The organism is Actinoplanes sp. ATCC 53533 (assembly GCF_003947245.1).
Genome location: NZ_QHHV01000014.1, coordinates 37,467 through 54,249 on the forward strand (window position 1 = coordinate 37,467; position 16,783 = coordinate 54,249).

The window sequence follows — 16,783 nt, forward strand, 5'->3', positions numbered from 1 at the left end:
GACACCGGGCGGGCGACCTCGTCTATGACCCGCCTTTGCCGTACCGGTAGGCGTGGATGATGGTCTGGTCCACGCCGTTGCCGCCGGTGTCCTTCGCCCTGGCGCGCAACGAGACGAAGCCGCTGCCCCTCGGGTGGTGCAGCAACGCCTTGCCGCCGCGCATGGTGGCGCGGGTCCAGGTGGCTCCGTCGTCGTAGGAGACGTCGACGGTGAGCTCCCGCAGCCTTCCGGTCCCGGCGCTCGGTGCCGGGGTGGCGACCACCGGGATCGTGAAGGCACGCCCGGCCGGCGCGGTGTTGTCCTCGTCGAGTCGCGGTGCGAAGCGCACCGCCCACAGTGGAAGCGCCGCGGCCCGGGTGCCGTCGACATGCCCGGATCGGAATTCCCAGGCGGCGCTGACCCGGGTGGAGAGTTGATACTGCGGTTCCCGTTCCGCGTTCACCTCCAGCCGGAACGAGGCGTCGGCCGGCGGCACGGTGAATTCGGCGCCGGTGCCGAGCTTGACGCCGTCACGGAACAGGGTTGTCGTACCCGTGTTTCTTTCGTCTGCCACCCGGCCGGCGCCGTCACCGAAGAGCGGAAGGTTCACGGTGACCGTGTCGGCGAGCCGGGTGACACCGGTGCTGCGGTCGTCAGCCCTGGGGAAGGCCGGGCCGAACACCGCTTGATTCCAGCTCTCGTCGTAGCTGCGACCCCGCTCGTAGCCGGTCCAGGCGCCGAACGTATAGGGGCCGCGGTACTCGCCGTCCGCCTGGACCTGACGCAGACCCGACCGCCATTGCACGCCGCCGTCCGTGTTGAAGTAGCGGGTGACGGTGGACGGTTGCCGGACCCGTAGCGGCATGACCAACGTCTCGTACCTGTTCTCGTCGTTTCTGCCGGCCAGCCGGCTGGTGGTGAACCACAAGCCGGCGAGGCCGTCATCGCCACCCGCGGTCGTCAGCCGTACCTTGGCCAGCTCCGATTCGGCGACCGTACGCCGGTAGCCGGAGATCATCCCGCCCGGTTGGTAGTGGCTGATCGCATAGCTGTAGGGGCTGTCCGCGCCGGGTTCGGCCCACACCCCCGTGAGGTGGGATACCAGGGCGTCGCCCGGCCGGTCGTCACCGACCTGCAGGGTGAACACCTCGTCAAACGTCGTGGCGTACTGTCCGCCGATGATGGGCTCTCCGGGCGTCAACACGGTGAGTCCGACGTGCGCATGCACCTGCGTGGCCGATGCTCTGGGCACGGTGACGGTGTTCGGCTTGGCGTGCCGCTCGTCCATTGTCACGGTGCGGTCAGCTGTCGCATCGAGCACCGGCTGCGCGACGAAGGTCATCGTCGGCGCCGGCTGGAGTCCGAACAGCGCGCCGAAGAGGACGTACCGGCCCGCGGGCACCCGCAGCGTCGCGACGCTGCCGCGGACCAGCGCGAAGAAGCTCTTCGTGCCGTCCCAACCGACGACGTCGACGCCGAATCCCGCACCCGGAGCGCCGGAACGGCCGATGTGCCGGAGCGTGATCTCGTGCGTCTCGATCTGCTTGTCCACCCCCAAGGGGGTACTCACCGACTGGCCGTCGCCGGCGGCGGCGAGCGTGGCGGTGATCCGGCCGTCCGGTCCCTCCACCCGGGTGTCGGCGGAGACGGTGACCGTGGCAGCGCCGCCGCCGGGGATGGTCACGGCCGCCGGGCTGACCGCGAACGTGCCGGCCGGGGCCGCGCTGTCGAGGGCCAGTGCCAAGGTGACCGCTGCCGTACCGGTGTTGCGATAGGTGATGTCGCGGGTCAGCACGTCGTCGTCCGCGTGTGGCCACGCCTGGATCCCGAAGCTGAGGCTCGGCGGGACTGCGGTGACCTGCTGGGTGATGGCCCGTGCGACATCGACCCGCCCGGCCCCCTGCCCGAAAGCGTCCACCCCGGCGGTGGGTTTCGCCGACGCCATCAGCGTGGCCTTGAGCCTTTGCCCGGTCCAGTCCGGATGCTGCTGGGCCAGGATCGCGGCGGCTCCGGCCACGTGCGGGGCAGCCATCGACGTACCCGACAGCGTCACGTACGGATCGCCCGGCTCGCCGCCCACCGCGGTGGCGTCCCTGCCCCGGGCTGCGGTGATCGCCACGCCGGGCGCGGTGATGTCCGGCTTGACGGCGCCGTCGCCGACCCGCGGACCGCGGCTGGAGAAGTCCGCGAGCAGGTCGGACCTGTCGACGGCCCCGACCGCCAGCGCCGCGTCGGCACTCGCCGGCGAACCGACGCTCTCGGGAGAATGCTCGTTGCCGGCGGCGATGACGAACAGCGTGCCGTACTGCTCGGTCAGCGTGTTGACGGCTTGCTCCAGCGGGTCGATCTCGGGGGTGTCCGCACCGCCGAGGCTCATGCTGACCACCTTCGCGCGCTGCTCGGCGGCGGCCCATTCCATGCCGGCGAGAATCCACGATTCCTCGCAGCCGTACTCGACGCACACCTTGCCGTCGAGCAGGTGGGTGCCCGGGGCGACGCCGCGATACCTCCCGCCGGAGGCGGCGCCGCTGCCGGCGATCGTCGAGGCGACGTGCGTGCCGTGCCCGACGATGTCGCGGTCGTCTTCCACACCGCCGGTGAAGTCGCGGCGGGCGGTCACCCGCCCGGCGAGGTCCGGGTGGGTGTCGTCGATGCCGGTGTCCAGCACCGCCACGGACACGCCCGAGCCGGTGTAGCCCGCTTGCCACGCGGTCGGTGCGCCGATCTGCGGTATGGAGGCGTCCAGCGCCGGTTGGCGTACGCCGTCCAGCCACACCTTCGCCACGCCGGGTCTCATCGTCCGGTCCCGGCCCGATCCGGTGGTCAGGCTCTCCCAGAACGCGCCGGGCCTGGTGCGATGCTGCCGCATCGCCACCCCGCCGAGCCGGGGCAGTCGCCGGGCGACGGCCGCGCCCGCGATCGGTACGGCCGCCTTCGCCCCGCCCGTCATCACGATCAACGGCAGGTCGGCCCGGCGGTCGTCGTATCCGTACCCCAGCAACGTCGTCACGTCGAACAGCCGGGGATCCAGCCGGCCCGCACCCAGCAGGCCGAGCGCGTCGTTCGGGATGATGCTGAGGTGCCCGCGGACCCGCCGGGTCAGGAACGTGACGCCTTCGCGCCCGGCCCCGGGCTCCACCGACACCACGTCGTCATCGCCTTCCAGCGCGGTCACCCGGTCTCCGGTCAGCAGAGTCACCGTGCGAGGCGCCGCGCCGGCGGTGTCCGCACCTTCCGCCGTCCCGGCTGTGGCGTCGTGGGGCACCAGCAGCAGCCCGGCCACCGCCACCGCGGCCGCCAGGCCGGCAGCCGCCCGCTTCGGTCGGTTCATCGGGTCGGCAGGTCGGTCGGCGGGGTGTCGTCGCGGAAACCGGCGCTCAGCACGAGCTCGTAGCTCATCAGCTGCCCGGTCGACCCGGCGGACTCACCCTTCCCGAGGTTCCAGGACTCCTGGGCGAGCGCCTGGCCGGTCCGCGGATCGACGATCAGCCGGGTCTGGACCCAGCTTCCACCGTCGCCCTTGCGGACGTAGGCCACCGCCATGCCACCGCGGCCCCGCTGGTCGGTGGCCGGGCCCAGGAACGCCACGCCCTCGACGTCGGCCAGCATCCGGTACGCGGCCGCGCGCACCCGGGGTGGCACCGGCAAGTCGAAGACGAGGTGCCGGCCGCTCCAGAACAACGAGTAGTCGGTGGGTTCGAGGTTGCCCTCCTTCTTGAACCGCTTGAGCAGCCACGCCTTCAACGCCTTCGGGTCGGTGGGCAACTCGGCCAGCTGGGCGATGGTCATGTCCCCACTGCCGATCGGGTACGTCCAGAGCCGGGTGGGGTCTTGGATCGGCCGGGCGTGTCTCGGCCCGGCCGCGGCCTCGATGACGACGGTCTTCGCGTCCGGCAGGTCACGCGGCGGCGGCTCGATCCATCGGGTAGGCGAACCGTCAGCCCGCCAGGCGGCCTGGTCGGCGGCGGCGATCGGCGTGGCGCCCAGGGACTGGTAGACGACGAAGCTCTCGTCGCCGGCGCGGGTCGCCTGCCACTGCTCGTCGGCGCCGCGGCGCATGATGTCGTACGGCCGGTTCGCCGGGCCCACCGGTCGCCGTTCGCCGTGCTCCCGGCTGACCACCCAGTAGCGCCCGCCGGTCGCGGTGCTCGACATGCTCCGCTCGGCGGCGACCAGGAACAGATCGCGCGCCGACTCCGGTGCGGGGTCGGCGGGAGCGGGGGCGGGTGCCACCGACACGTCCCCGGCCCGTGCGTCGGGCGTTCCGGCCCCGGTCCGGTCGGCGTCGGCTGCGACGAACACCGCGCCGGTCGCCAGCGCCGCCGCGGTCGACACCAGCCCGGCCAGTACCAGCCGGCGCGTCGGCCGGCGTACGGAGCGGGCGGCCGGCCGGGGGTGCGCCATGATCACCGACGGGTCGACCCGGCGGGCGTCGGAATCGGGGTCGAGCCGGCCGGGCCGGGCCTCGGCCAGGGCCTTCAACAGATCTCCACGAGCGCTCATCGGCTGTACTCCTCGGACGGAAGATTGATCTGGGTGCGACGAGCGACCTGAGGCACTGCGGTCAGGGCCTTCTCCAGGCTTCTTCGGGCCCGGTGCAGCCGCACGAAGAAGGTGGCCAGCGAGCAGCCGATCACCCGCGCGGCCTCGCGGGTCGACAGGCCGTGCCAGGCCATCAGGGTCAGCAACTCCCGATCGGCCTCGCTCACCCGGGCGAAGGCGGCGAGCATCGCGGCCCGGTCGGCCACCCCGTCGGCGACGTCCGCGTCCGCCTCGTCCACCCAGGCACGCAACTCGGCCGCGAGGCTGGCCTGCCGGGCCTCGTCGCGGTAACGCTCGCGGACCACGTTGCGGGCGACGCCGAGCAACCACGGCAACGGCACCTCCGGCACCGCGCCCAGCCTGCGCCACGCCCTGAGAAAGGTGTCGCTGACTATGTCGTCGGCGAGCTGACGTCCGGCCCGGCCCACCGCGTACGCGTACACCTGCGCATAGTGTGCGTCGTAGATCGCGGTGAACCGTCTGCTTGCGTCGGCATCTGTCACTGGCTCCTGCTCCTTCGTGCGGAAGGTACGCCGTCACCAGGTAATGCGCGGAACCGCGCCATTCTTACCGGCATTCCGCATGGGAGCACTTCACCGGAATGCTCACGACGGCGCCGGTGGCCGCGGCCGAGGGCTCACAGCCGCCGGCCAAGGTCGATCATGGCGGCCTTTCGTGTTCAGCGCATGTCAAGTCCGTCTTCAGTGGGCTCGGCAAGCATCATGGGGTGGACAACGACGCGCTGTCGAGCGGCCCCGTGCTCAGCGACGAGCAGTTTCGTCGGCTTGCCCGGTACGGCGAGCCGGAGCGGGCCGAGGCCGGTCGGCAGCTGTATGCGACCGGCGACGAGACTTACGACTTCTTCCTGCTCGGTACGGCGACCGTGGACATCGTCCGGGACGCCACGGTGACCGAACCGGAGCGGCTGATCTACCGGGGTCTGCCCGGCGACTTCCTCGGCGAGCTCAACCTGCTCACCGGCCAGCACGTCTATCTGTCCGCCCGGGTGGTGTCCGCCGGCACGATCGTCCGGGTCGGTCCGACGGTGCTGCGCCGGGCCATCGCCGAGCACGCCGACCTCGCGGATGTGCTCCTGGAGGCGTTCCGGGTGCGGCGCGACGTGATCCGGGTGGCGGCCGGCAGCGCCCTGCAGATCCTGGGTAGGTCGGACGCCGCCGGGACGCTCGGGCTGCGGACGTACGTCAGCCAGCTGTATCTGCCGCACGCCTGGCACGACGCGACGTCGCCGCCCGGGAGGACGCTGATGCGCTCCACCGGGGTCGGCGAGGACGACCTTCCCGCCGTGGTGGTGAACGGCACGGTGCTGCGCCGGGCGACGCCGGGCACCGTCGCCGAGGCGTTGGGGCTGGCCCACCGCCCCGGCGTGAGCACGCCCGACCTGGTCGTCGTGGGCGCCGGGCCGGCCGGGCTGGCCGCCGCCGTGTACGGGGCGTCGGAAGGTCTCGCCACCGTGCTGCTCGACAGCGCGGGCCTGGGCGGGCAGGCCGCCAAGAGCTCCCGGATCGAGAACTACCTCGGCTTTCCGCAGGGCGTCAGCGGCGAGAACCTGACCAGGCTGGCGATGGCCCAGGCGCTCAAGTTCGGGGTACGGATCTTCTCGCCGTGCTCGGTCGAGGGCCTGGACCTCGCCGATCCGCGTCGGCCGGCCCTGCTGATCGAGGGCGGCTCGCGGATCGAGTCCCGGGCCGTCATCGCGGCGACCGGCGCGCGCTACCGGCGCCTCGACATTCCACGGTGGGCGGAGTTCGAGCAGGCCGGCTGCATCCGGTACGCGGCCACCGAGCTCGATGTCTCGGCGTACGAGAACATGTCCGCCGCCGTCATCGGCGGAGCGAATTCGGCCGGCCAGGCCGCTCTTTCGCTGGCCGCGCACGGCGCGGTGGTCGATCTGATCATTCGTGGCGCCGATCTGGGCGCGGGGATGTCGTCCTACCTCACCGAGAGGATCCGCGTTCATCCACGGATCCGGCTGCACACCGGCACGACGGTCCGCGAGCTGCACGGTGACCGGTCGCTCGCCGCCATCGTCGTCGAGAACGCCGTCACGGGCCGGCGGCGGCTCGACTGCCGAGCACTGTTCTGTTTCATCGGCGCCGACCCCGTTTCCGGCTGGTTGACCGGCGTGGCCAAGGACCGGGACGGCTTCGTCCGCACCGACGGCCCGCTGCCGTTCCGGACGAGCGCGCCTGGCGTGTTCGCGGTGGGCGACGTCCGGTCGGGATCGACGAAACGGGTCGCGACCGCGGTCGGCGAGGGTGCGAGCGCGGTTTCCTCGGTGCACCGCACGCTCGACGCGAGCTGATGGGTCTCCCGGTCGCGACGGTGTTCCTCTACAGTTCAGCGGCATGGACGGCGACGGTCTGCGGGTGCAGATCCTCGGTCCGCTGCGGCTCTGGCGCGACGGCGTCGAGCTGGATGCCGGTCCACCGCAACAGGCGTATCTGCTGGCGGTGCTGCTGACCCGGGCCGGCCAGCCGATCAGCACGAGCGAGCTCATCGACCTCGTCTGGGGTGACGACGTCCCCGCCTCGGCGGTCAACATCCTGCAGAAGTACGTCGGATCGCTCCGGCGGTTGCTGGAGCCGACGGTCCCGGCCCGGGAGAGCGGCACCTACCTGCAACGACGCGGCAGCGGCTATCTGTTCGTGGCGGAGCCGGGCGTGCTCGACGTGGTCCGCTTCCGGCAGCTCGTCGAGGCGGGGCGCAGCCACCGGCAACCCGGCGTGGCGCTCGATCATTATGTCCGGGCGCTGGGCCTTTGGCACGGTCCCGCCGGCGATGGCCTGGCGGCCAGGTCGTCGGCCGATTTCACGGCGCTGAACATCGAATTCCTCGGCGCCTGCGTGGCGGCGGCCGAGCTGGCCGTCGCGCAGGGCCGGCCGGACCTGGTGCTTCCGGCGCTGCAGCGGGCCGCGGGGATGGCACCGCTGGATGAGCGGGTGCAGGCCGCCCTCGTCACCGTGCTGGCCGCCGCCGGCCAGCAGGCGACGGCGTTGTCGGTGTTTCAGACGGTCCGCGCTCGGCTCGTCGACGAGCTGGGCATCGATCCGGGGCCGGCGTTGTCGTCCGCGCACCGGCGGCTGTTGGCACAACCACCGGCGCCGGCCGCCCCTGTCGGGCCGATGACGGGGCCGCCGGCGGATCCGATCGTCGGCCGGGCCGAGGAGCTGGCGATACTCCGGCAGGCAGTGCGGTCGACCTTCGCCGGCGGTTCGGGTCTGGTGGTCCTCGAAGGAGAGCCGGGCGTCGGCAAGACTCGCCTGCTCGAGCAGGCCGGTGTCGAAGCGGAGCAGGGCGGCGCTCTCGTCGTGTGGGGCCGTTGTGTGGAGGGGGACGGCGCCCCGTCGATGTGGCCGTGGGTGGAGGTGTTCGGCACCCTGGTCGAGAGTCTGCCCGCCGGGATGCGCCAGGAGTGGCGGGCGGGCGAGCTCGGCCGGCTCGTCGGGTCGCCCGGCGAGGTCCCCGGCATGCCGGTGCTGCCCGACAGCGGCGCCCGATTCCGCCTCTTCGAACAAGCCGTCGCCCTCGTCGCGCAGATCTCCGCGCGGCGGGCGCTGCTGCTGCTCATCGACGACTTGCAGTGGGCCGATGTCGCCTCACTGGACCTGCTCGGCCACCTGGCGGCAAGGCTGCCGGGCGCCACCGCTGTCATCGGCGCCCTTCGTGACCGGGCGCCAGTTCCGCGCCGCGAGGTCGCTCATGCCCTGGCCGTGGCGAGCCGGCAGCCCCGGCTCCGTCGGATCCACCTCGGGGCGTTCAGCCAGGCCGAGGTGGCCGAGCTGGTCCGCCGGGAGACCGGACAGGCCCTCAGCGCCGCCGCCGCTCGCAGCACCCATGCTCGCACCGGCGGCAATGCGTTCTACGTCCGTGAGCTGTCGCGCTACCTCCGCGACGGCGGCCGGCTCACCGACGTCGCGGCCCGCGCCGGCGTCCCGTCCACCGTGCGGGATGTCGTGCGCGACCGGGTGGCGGGCCTCGACGAGGTGACCACCGGCCTGCTCCAGTTGGCTGCGCTCATCGGCCGGGACTTCGACCTCTCGCTGCTCGCGAGCGCCGCCGGCCTCGACGTGCAGACCTGCCTCGACCACCTCGGGCCCCTGGAAGCGCTGGGCCTGGTCGAGCCCGTGGGCGGCAACCCGTTCTCGTTCCGCTTCTCGCACGACCTGGTGCGCGAGTCGGTCGCCGTCACGACGCCCTCGCCGCGCGTGCCCGGCCTGCACCGTCGCCTCGCCGAAGCGATCGAGAACACGGTCACCGACGACGACGCGATGGTCGAGCGGCTCGCCCACCACCTGTGGGCGGCGGGCCCGCTCGCCGATCCGTCCTGGACCGCGGCGGCGCTCCTGAGCGCGGGGCGCTGCGCCGGCAACAAGTCGGCGCTGGAGGCGGCCGCGCGTCAGCTGCGGCTGGCCGCTCAGGTCGCTCGCGGGGCGGGCCTCGTCGAACTGGAGCTGTCCGCCCTGTCGCTGTTCATCGCGGTGGACGGGATGCGGGCCGGCTACGTCGGCTCGGCGCTCGACCTGCTGGAGCGCGCCGAGCACCTGGCGCGTGACCTCGGCCGGGAGCGCGACGCCGCCGACTTCCTCTTCTCGCGGTGGGCCGCCTATTCGCAGGGTATTCAACTGGAGCGGGCCGGACGACTGGCGCGACGGCTGCTCGAGCAGGGCGAGGCCTCCGCCGATCCGATCGTGCGCGCGTACGGGCGGCACGCCTGGGGCATCCACAACTGGGATATCGGGAACATCACGGAGTCGTACCGGTATCTCAGCCGGTCCGACGCAGCCGTGCCGCAGGACCAGGCCCGGCGCGAGCAGGCGCCGCTGCGACACGACCTGCAGTTGCTGTCGCCGGTGATGCTCGGCCTGATGACCGCGCTGCGAGGCGACGTCGCCGGAGCACGCGAGGTGCTCGACGCGGTGGAGGCCGCCGCCGGCGACGACCCGTACGCCATCACGGTCTGGTCGGCCTTCTCGGTCACCGTGGCCGCGCTGGCCGGTGACCCCGCCTGGGCGAGGCGCGCCGCCGAGCGTGGCATCGCCCAGGACCCCGACTTCTCGTTCGTCTTCCTCGGCGGCTATCAGCGGCTCGCGCGCTGCTGGGCGCGGGCGGTCACCGATCGTGATCCGGCCGCCGCGGCGGAGGCGGAGAAGCTCATCGCCGTCGCACTGCTCGACCCGCCACGCTCGGGCCTGGCCACCTGGTCTGGGCTGCTGGGGGAGATGTGGCTGCGGGCCGGACGGCTGGAGGATGCCGCCGAGGCCCTCGACCGGGCGGACTCGTTCGTCGCGACCTACGGCCAGCGCTACGCCGAGGGCCTGCTGCTCCTGCTCCGGGCGAGGCTGATGCGGGCCCGCGGCGAGCCGGTCGCTGAGGTCCGGGCAGCCGCCGAACGGGCCCGGGAGCTGTCCACCGAGCGCGGCGCGCACCTGTTCGCGCGCCGCGCCCAAGAGCTGCTCTGATCACGCGTGTCGGGTGCGCAGCGCCACCCGGATCGCCCAGAAATGCGCCACCAGCCCGATGCCCCAGCCCAGGATCGACCACAGTGGCCAGAAGAAGATGTCCGGCGTCGCCGTCGCCCAGACGATGACCTGGGCCACGTTGGCCACGACGTACCAGAAGGCGTGGATCCACAGGCCCCACTTCAGCGCGCTGTCGCTCTTCTGAATGATCATCGCTGGGCCGCCTGTTCGATGAAGGCCACCGTGGCGCCGGGGCGGGAGACGAAGACCAGGTGCGAGGCGCCCTCGACCGCCTGGGTCTGCCCGCCGGTGCGCTGGGCCATGAACTCCTGTGCCATCGGCGGGATGATCCGGTCGGCGCCGCTGACCAGGTGGTGGCAGGGGATCGTGTGCCAGGCCTGGGGCCCGGTGGCGGGCTCGCCGAGGGCGGCGCCGGTCGCGGGTCGCTGGGTGACGGCGAAGAGCGCGGCCTCCTCGGCGGGCACGTCGGCTGCGAAGTTCTGATGGAAGACCCGCGGGTCGATGTAGAGGTCGACCTGCCCGCCGGGCAGCGGCACGGGCTTGAGGGACTCGCCCACGGTGCTGCCCGGGAACTTCTCCACCAGAGCCTGCGCGCTCTCGCCCTCTTCCGGCACGAACGCCGCGAGGTAGACGAGCGCCTTCACGTTGGGGTTGCCGGTGGCGGCGCCGGAGACGACCGCACCGCCGTACGAGTGGCCGACCAGCACGATCGGTCCCTCGATGCTTTCCAGCAGCGCCCGGACCTGTGCGACGTCGGAGGAGAGGCCCCGGAGCGGATTCGCCGCGGCGACGGTCGGGTAGCCGTCCGCCACCAGTCGTTTGATGATCGCCGCGAAACCGCTGCTGTCGGCGAATGCGCCGTGCACGAGCACGATCGTGGGCTTCTCGCGTTCCATGGGTCACCTCTCATCGTGTGATAGCGGAAAGCTATGGGCCCGCACTGAACGGAAACTGGACGCGGCAGTTCCGTCGCCGTCAAGTCGGCTCGGCGACCCTGATCCCCGCAGGACGGACGAGGGGGGTCATCGATGGTCGCGGTCGAGGAAGCCGATGTCGTGGTGATCGGTTCTGGCATGGGCGGCCTCGCCGCGGCCCGGGCAATCGCCCAGTTCGGCAAGAAGCGGGTGCTCGTCCTCGAACAGCACTACACGCTCGGCGGGATGACGCACGAGTTCTCCCGCGCCGGCCGTTTCCAGTTCGGCACCGGCCTGCACTACATGAGCGCGAGCGCCGGCCCGTTCCTCGAGTTCATGACGGACGGCCGGGTGCAGCTCTCGCCGCTGCCGGACGACTACGACGTCCTGCACTTCCCGGACTTCGACTTCGCCGTTCCCGCGACGAAGGAACGATTCCGGGCGCGCCTGGTGGAGCAGTTCCCCGCCGAGGCCGACGCCATCGACGACTTCTTCCGCGCGATCCGCCGAGGCATGTCCGCGCTGGCCGCGCGCAACGTGCTGGGATCCATGTCCGCCGGGATACGGAAGTCCGGTATGCCGGTCGTCGAGCGCCTCTTCCCGCTGGCGTACCGATCGTTGCAGGAGCAGGTCACCCGCAGCTTCCGCGACCCTCGCCTGCGGGCGGTCCTGGCCGCCCGGTGGGGCCTCTACGGCACTCCGCCGTCGTCGAGCGCTTTCGGCTACCACGCCGCTGTTCCGCTCACGTTCTTCATGGCGGGAACGGCACACCCGGTCGGCGGTCCGAAGGAGCTCGGCCGGATCGTGCTGGAAATTCTTCAGCGGTACGGCGTGGAGCTGCGTCCCCGGCAGCGCGTCGCCGAGGTCGTCCTCGACCGGGGAAAGGTGACCGGTGTGGACGTCGAGGACACCACCTCCGGCCGCTGCTACCGGGTGCGGACCGGCACCGTCGTGTCGGCGGCCGGCGTGCGCAACACGTACGCCCTGATCGGCCGCGGCCAGGAACTGGCCGACTTCCCCGAGGAGCCGTCGGCGGTCATGCTCTTCCTGGGCATGGAGCGATCGCCGGCCGAGTTCGGTGTCCGCGGCGAGAACCACTGGTTCATGCCCGACATCGACGACCATGAAGGCTTTCACCGCCCGCCCGGCGAGGGCACGCTGTACGTCTCGTTCGCGTCGCTGAACAATCCGGCCGCACGCCACCACACGGTGGAGGCGCTGGAACTGGTCGACCCGAGGGTGGTCGACCAGTGGCGGGGCATGCCCGAGGGGGAGCGGCCGGAAAGCTACCGCGAGCTCAAAGAGCAGCTGACCGAGCGGCTGATCAGCCGGCTCGAGGACCGCTGGCCCGGCTTCCGGCAGTCGATCGCCTTCGCCGAGCTCGCCACGCCGCTGTCGTTCGAGACCTACCAGCACAGTGTGCTCGGCTCCTTCTACGGCCTCGCCGCGACCCCGCAGCGGCTGCGGTCGCCGCGGGCGGGATGCCGGACACCCGTCAAGGGTCTCTTCGTGGCCGGGCAGGACGCCTGGGGCTCCGGCGTCGTCGGGGCCCTCGCGGGCGGGTTGATGGCGGCGAACGCCGTGCTCAAGTCGCGGCAACTCGGTGCCATGTGGCGGACCGTCCTGGCCGGCGGACCGCCCCGTGACCCTGCCGAACCCTGGCAGGGCTACCTGCGCGTGGCGGAGGTCGAGGCGCTCACCCCGACGGTGCGGCGGATCCGGCTCGAACCCCTGGACGGGCCGGAGATGCCGTTCTCGTTCGCTGCCGGGCAGTACGTCAAGGTCGACGTGCCGGTCGCCGTCGAGCCGGTCGAGCGTTCGTACTCGATCTGCAGCGGGCCCGGGCAGAAAGCATTCGCCGAGATCGCGGTGAAGCACGAGCCGGACGGGCTCGGGTCGGGCTTCCTGCACGACGAGCTGGCGGTCGGGCAGGCACTACGGGTGAGCGGACCGCACGGGGAGTTCAGCTGGGATCCGGGTGCCACCGACGGCACGCTGCTGCTGATCGCCGGCGGCGTCGGCATCACACCGCTGATGAGCGTGCTGATCGCGGCGGCCGACGCGGGCCACACCGGCCGGATCGTCCTGCTGGCCAGCTTCCGCGCGGACGACGAGGTGGTGTTCCGGCCGGAGATCGAGGCGCTGCGGTCCCGCTTGCCCGGTATCGAGGTGGCGATCGTCGTGACCGGGCGGCAGGGCCGCATCGGGACCGAGACCCTGCGGCCCTACGCCGGAGCGAGCCGCGTCCACCTGTGTGGACCGGCGCCCATGATGCAGGACGTGATCGGGCACCTGACCGAGCTGGGAGTGCCGCGAACGGCCATCCGCACCGAGGCCTTCGTGTCCGGCCGCAGCAAGGAGACCCGCCGCGAGAAGTCCCACGCGATCGCCCTCGCGGCCGCCGCCGACGGCATCACCGCATTCACCATCGGCATGCCCGACGGCGCTGCGGCGTTCCGCTGCCGGCCCGGCCAGTCGGTCCTCGACGCCGCCAACCTGGCCGACGTCCCGCTGCCGCAGTCCTGCGGCGAGGGTGCGTGCGGCACCTGCCGGGTACAAGTGCTGACGGGCGCCTACGAGACCGACACCCGGGGCATGTTCTCCGCCGGCGAGCTGGCCGCCGGCTGGCGGCTGGCCTGTCAGACGCTGCCCACCGAGGACCTCACGATCACGGTGTGAGCTCCCGGAGCATGTCCTCGGCGCGGCGTGCGTACAGGTGGGTCTCGCGGTCGGCGGACAACGCACGGGCCTGTTCGGCGGCGGCCCGGACCACGGTGGGCGGCTCGCCTCGCGCCTGGAGCAACCGGGCGCGGATGAGCAGGATCAGTCCCTCGGGGTAACGCTGTCCGAACTCATCCAGCGCCCACTCGGCCCGGTCGAGGGCCGCGGCGGCCTGATCCGGCTGCCCGGCCATCAGCCGTGCCTCGCCGAGCAGCCCGAACCAGGTGGCCACGCATGAGCGGGGCGGGTCGAGCAGATTCGTGAGGATCAGCTGCTCGACCTGGTCCGCGGCGCCGGCCGGGTCGTGGCCGGTCATGGCCAGGGCCCAGTGCCTGGCCAACCGCTCGTACGTGCCTTGGAAGACGAAGGTGAACTCGGGGTCCACGGCTATTCCCCGCTCCGCCGCGCGCAGTGCCGTGGCGGCGTCGCCCACGTTGGCGGCGGTCCGCGCGGCCATGGAGGCCCAAACCGTGATCATGTACGGGTCGTCGCCGGCGGTGGCTTCCAGCGCGTCGAGCAGTGCCTGTGCGGTGCCGACGTCGCCGTGCTGTGCCGTCATCTCCGCGAAGATCGCGGCCGGGAGCATCTGCAAGTCGTGTCGCAGCGGGTCGACCTCGCGCTGCGCGGCGTCCTCGCTCAGGGCTCGCCCGGCCTCTTTCAGATACCGGACGCCCTGCCCCACGTTGCCGATGGCCCACTGGTGGATGCCCCAGGCGTTCAGCCCGTAGGCCCGGATGGTGGGGTCGGCGGAGGCCTCGCCCTGCTCGAACAGCAGGCGGGCCAGCGGCGCGGCGCGGACGAGGTCGATGGTCTGGGCGTGCCCGGCCCAGCGGGAGAAGAGGAAGTCGGCGGCCTCGCGTTCCCTGCCGAGGCTGCGGGCGAGGTGTTCGGCGCGTTCCAGGAGGTCGATGGCCGCGGCGCCGCCGTACAACGATCGCATGCCCACCACCGCGGCGAGTTCCTTCAGCGCGGACAGCTCCAGTTCGGCCAGACCTGCCGTCCGGGCGACCAGCGTGGCGGACCGCAGCTGCCGCTCAGCGACGTCGAGCGCGGACTTCGCTGCGGCGCTGCTGCCCGCGCGTACCAGCGCGAGCGCGGTCCGGGCCGGATCGGCGAGCGGACCGGCGGCCCACAGGTGGTGGGCGAGCCGCTCGGTGACGGCTTCGGCGCCCCGGCCCGTTTTTTCGAGCGCGTCGGCGATGCGCAGGTGAAGACGGGGAACCGAGGAAGGCGGCAGCATCGCGACGACGGATTCGCGGACCAGGTCATGAGAGAAACGCAGCGAGAACGGATCGTCGGGAGTGAACCCGAGGAGGTCGAGAGCATCGACCGGCTCCAGGCCGAGAATGCACGCCTGGGCATCCGCGTCGGCGGCGTGGGCGAGCAGGCGGACCTCGACGTCCCGGCCGATCAGCGCGGCGATCCGCACCATGGCCACGGCCTCGGGGGCGAGGCCGGCCATGCGGTCGCGGACCACGTCGCGCACGGTGGCCGGCACCTCGGCCCGCCCCACGTTTGCCGCTGTGATGACCCCCCGGTCGGTGGCGAGCAGCCGGGACAGCTCACGGACGAAGAACGGATTGCCCCCGGTGCGGGCATGAATCCTCCGGACGACGCCGTCGTCGGGATCATGACCGGTCTCACCTCGGACCAGCTCCGCCACCTCGGTCGACACGAACGGAACGAGCCGGATCCGGCGGTGGCCGGGCATCCGGCTGGCCGCGCCGAGGAAACGGGTCAGGTCCGAACCGGGCACCGGCGCGCGGTCGCGAAGCGCGCCGATCAGTGCGGTTCCGCGCGGAAGCCTGGCCGCCAGGTGGCTCAGCAGCCGCAATGAGGAGCCGTCAGCCCACTGGAGATCATCGATCACCAGTACGGTCGGCTGCCCCGCCGCGACCTGGCCGAGCAGATCGACGACCTCCCCGAACAGCCGAAACTGGGCTCCGCTGTCCGGCATCAACGGCCCGCCGGGAACGCCATGCCGTGGCTGCGCGAGGCGGCCCAGCTCCCCGGCGAGCTTTTCTTGCCGCACCGACGGAGGCACGCTGTCGAGCAACGTGCCGACGGCCTGGATCCAGGGCCACATCGACGGCGTCCCGTCGCCTTCGAGGCAACGGCCCCACACGATCAGTGCACCCTGCCGAGCGGCCTGTGTGGTCGTCTCCTCGAGCAGGCGTGTCTTGCCCATCCCCGGTTCGCCTTCGACCAGGACGAACCCCATGCCGCCGGCGACTGCCGACGTCACGCCCTGTCGCAGGGTCCTGAGCTCCTCGACGCGGCCGACCAGGTGGTCCGCAGCCGGTTGCGAACTCTCCTCCTCGTCCGTCTCGTGGCTGGCGCCGGACCGCCGAACCGGCCGCAACACCTGCTGATGGGCGGCGCGCAACGCGGGGCCGAGGTCGGCCCCGAGCTCCTCGGCGAACCGGGCGCGAACCGCTCCGAACACCGACAACGCCTCGGCCTGCTGCCCGGCGGCGGCCAGTGTGACAATGAGGCTCGCCTGCACCGGCTCGTGGAACGGCGCCATGGACGCGGCGAGTCGCAGCCGGGCGAGCAAGCGCTCGGGCTGATCCAGGGCCACGGCGACCTCGGTGGCCGCGACGCAGGTGTCGAAGAACTCGCGGTCCAGCACGGCGAAAATGGGCTTGGTGCTCGTGCCGTGACTCAGCCCGTCCCCCGCGGGGCCGCGCCAGAGAGCCAGGGCTGCCACATACGAGTCGAGCGCCTTTTCCCCGACCGACTGCCTGGCCCTTGTCACGAGCTCTCGGAACTCCACGACATCGAGCACGGCGTGGGCCGGGTCGAAGAAATAGCCGGCATCGTGGCGGCGGATGAAGGAACCGGCCTCGCGAGCCGGAACTGACGGCTCGAGCAGCCGCCGGAGCGCGCCGACGTACTTCTGGACGATGTTGGGCGCGCTGGCCGGAGCGTCGATGTCCCAGATCATGGTGATGAGCTCGGTCGTGCTGACCGGGTGGCCGGCAGAAGCCAGCAACGCGGCCAGCAGATGAGCCTGTTGCCGGGGCCCAGGATCGATTTCGACACCGTCGCGCCAGAGTCGCAGCGAGCCGAGGATCTGCAGGCGGAGTGAAGCGCCGGTACTCCGATCCACGACATGGAACATAT

General features: G+C 72.0%; 9 protein-coding genes. 3 read left to right on the top strand and 6 right to left on the bottom strand.

The genetic code is table 11. The annotated features are described in order from the left end of the window. Positions 1-22: 22 nt before the first annotated feature. From DMB66_RS05165 to DMB66_RS05175, 3 genes are read right to left on the bottom strand one after another with little or no spacing between them, the layout of a single operon-like run. Positions 23-3,310 carry a S8 family serine peptidase gene (locus DMB66_RS05165; RefSeq protein WP_125802846.1) on the bottom strand — a complete coding sequence of 1,096 codons (3,288 nt, stop codon included), beginning with the start codon at positions 3,308-3,310 and terminating at the stop codon, positions 23-25. Continuing rightward, positions 3,307-4,482, bottom strand: coding sequence for a CU044_5270 family protein (locus tag DMB66_RS05170; protein ID WP_125802847.1), 1,176 nt, complete (start codon positions 4,480-4,482; stop codon positions 3,307-3,309). The genes DMB66_RS05165 and DMB66_RS05170 overlap by 4 nt, the downstream gene beginning before the upstream one ends. Then, on the bottom strand, positions 4,479-5,024 hold the full coding sequence (locus DMB66_RS05175; RefSeq protein ID WP_199751983.1) for an RNA polymerase sigma factor: 546 nt from the start codon (positions 5,022-5,024) through the stop codon (positions 4,479-4,481). Before DMB66_RS05175 ends, DMB66_RS05170 begins: the two co-directional genes overlap by 4 nt. A 224-nt stretch (positions 5,025-5,248) precedes the next feature. Here DMB66_RS05175 and DMB66_RS05180 point away from each other — a divergent pair, with 224 nt between their 5' ends. Next, complete coding sequence (locus tag DMB66_RS05180; RefSeq protein ID WP_199751986.1) at positions 5,249-6,844, top strand: cyclic nucleotide-binding domain-containing thioredoxin-disulfide reductase; 1,596 nt, start codon at positions 5,249-5,251, stop codon at positions 6,842-6,844. A 43-nt stretch (positions 6,845-6,887) separates the two neighbouring features. Continuing rightward, positions 6,888-10,001 carry a BTAD domain-containing putative transcriptional regulator gene (locus tag DMB66_RS05185; RefSeq protein ID WP_125802849.1) on the top strand — a complete coding sequence of 1,038 codons (3,114 nt, stop codon included), beginning with the start codon at positions 6,888-6,890 and terminating at the stop codon, positions 9,999-10,001. Here the strand turns inward: DMB66_RS05185 and DMB66_RS05190 are convergent, their stop codons facing one another. Together DMB66_RS05190 and DMB66_RS05195 are read right to left on the bottom strand one after the other, a co-directional pair. Next, positions 10,002-10,214 carry a 2TM domain-containing protein gene (locus tag DMB66_RS05190; RefSeq protein WP_125802850.1) on the bottom strand — a complete coding sequence of 71 codons (213 nt, stop codon included), beginning with the start codon at positions 10,212-10,214 and terminating at the stop codon, positions 10,002-10,004. Next, positions 10,211-10,918 (bottom strand): alpha/beta fold hydrolase, encoded by a 708-nt coding sequence (locus DMB66_RS05195; protein WP_125802851.1) that lies wholly within the window; start codon positions 10,916-10,918, stop codon positions 10,211-10,213. The genes DMB66_RS05190 and DMB66_RS05195 overlap by 4 nt, the downstream gene beginning before the upstream one ends. Before the next feature lie 132 nt (positions 10,919-11,050). Here DMB66_RS05195 and DMB66_RS05200 point away from each other — a divergent pair, with 132 nt between their 5' ends. After that, on the top strand, positions 11,051-13,615 hold the full coding sequence (locus DMB66_RS05200) for an FAD-dependent oxidoreductase (RefSeq protein ID WP_125802852.1): 2,565 nt from the start codon (positions 11,051-11,053) through the stop codon (positions 13,613-13,615). Here DMB66_RS05200 and DMB66_RS65525 read toward each other — a convergent pair. Further along, on the bottom strand, positions 13,605-16,769 hold the full coding sequence (locus tag DMB66_RS65525; RefSeq protein ID WP_305025012.1) for an AAA family ATPase: 3,165 nt from the start codon (positions 16,767-16,769) through the stop codon (positions 13,605-13,607). The genes DMB66_RS05200 and DMB66_RS65525 overlap by 11 nt on opposite strands. Positions 16,770-16,783 lie beyond the last annotated feature (14 nt).

What these genes read in the sequence shown, in the direction of transcription:
- DMB66_RS05165 (WP_125802846.1), bottom strand. Translation starts at nt 3,310, where the DNA reads ATGAACCGACCGAAGCGGGCGGCTGCCGGCCTGGCGGCCGCGGTGGCG.
- DMB66_RS05170 (WP_125802847.1), bottom strand. Translation starts at nt 4,482, where the DNA reads ATGAGCGCTCGTGGAGATCTGTTGAAGGCCCTGGCCGAGGCCCGGCCC.
- DMB66_RS05185 (WP_125802849.1), top strand. Translation starts at nt 6,888, where the DNA reads ATGGACGGCGACGGTCTGCGGGTGCAGATCCTCGGTCCGCTGCGGCTC.
- DMB66_RS05190 (WP_125802850.1), bottom strand. Translation starts at nt 10,214, where the DNA reads ATGATCATTCAGAAGAGCGACAGCGCGCTGAAGTGGGGCCTGTGGATC.
- DMB66_RS05195 (WP_125802851.1), bottom strand. Translation starts at nt 10,918, where the DNA reads ATGGAACGCGAGAAGCCCACGATCGTGCTCGTGCACGGCGCATTCGCC.
- DMB66_RS05200 (WP_125802852.1), top strand. Translation starts at nt 11,051, where the DNA reads ATGGTCGCGGTCGAGGAAGCCGATGTCGTGGTGATCGGTTCTGGCATG.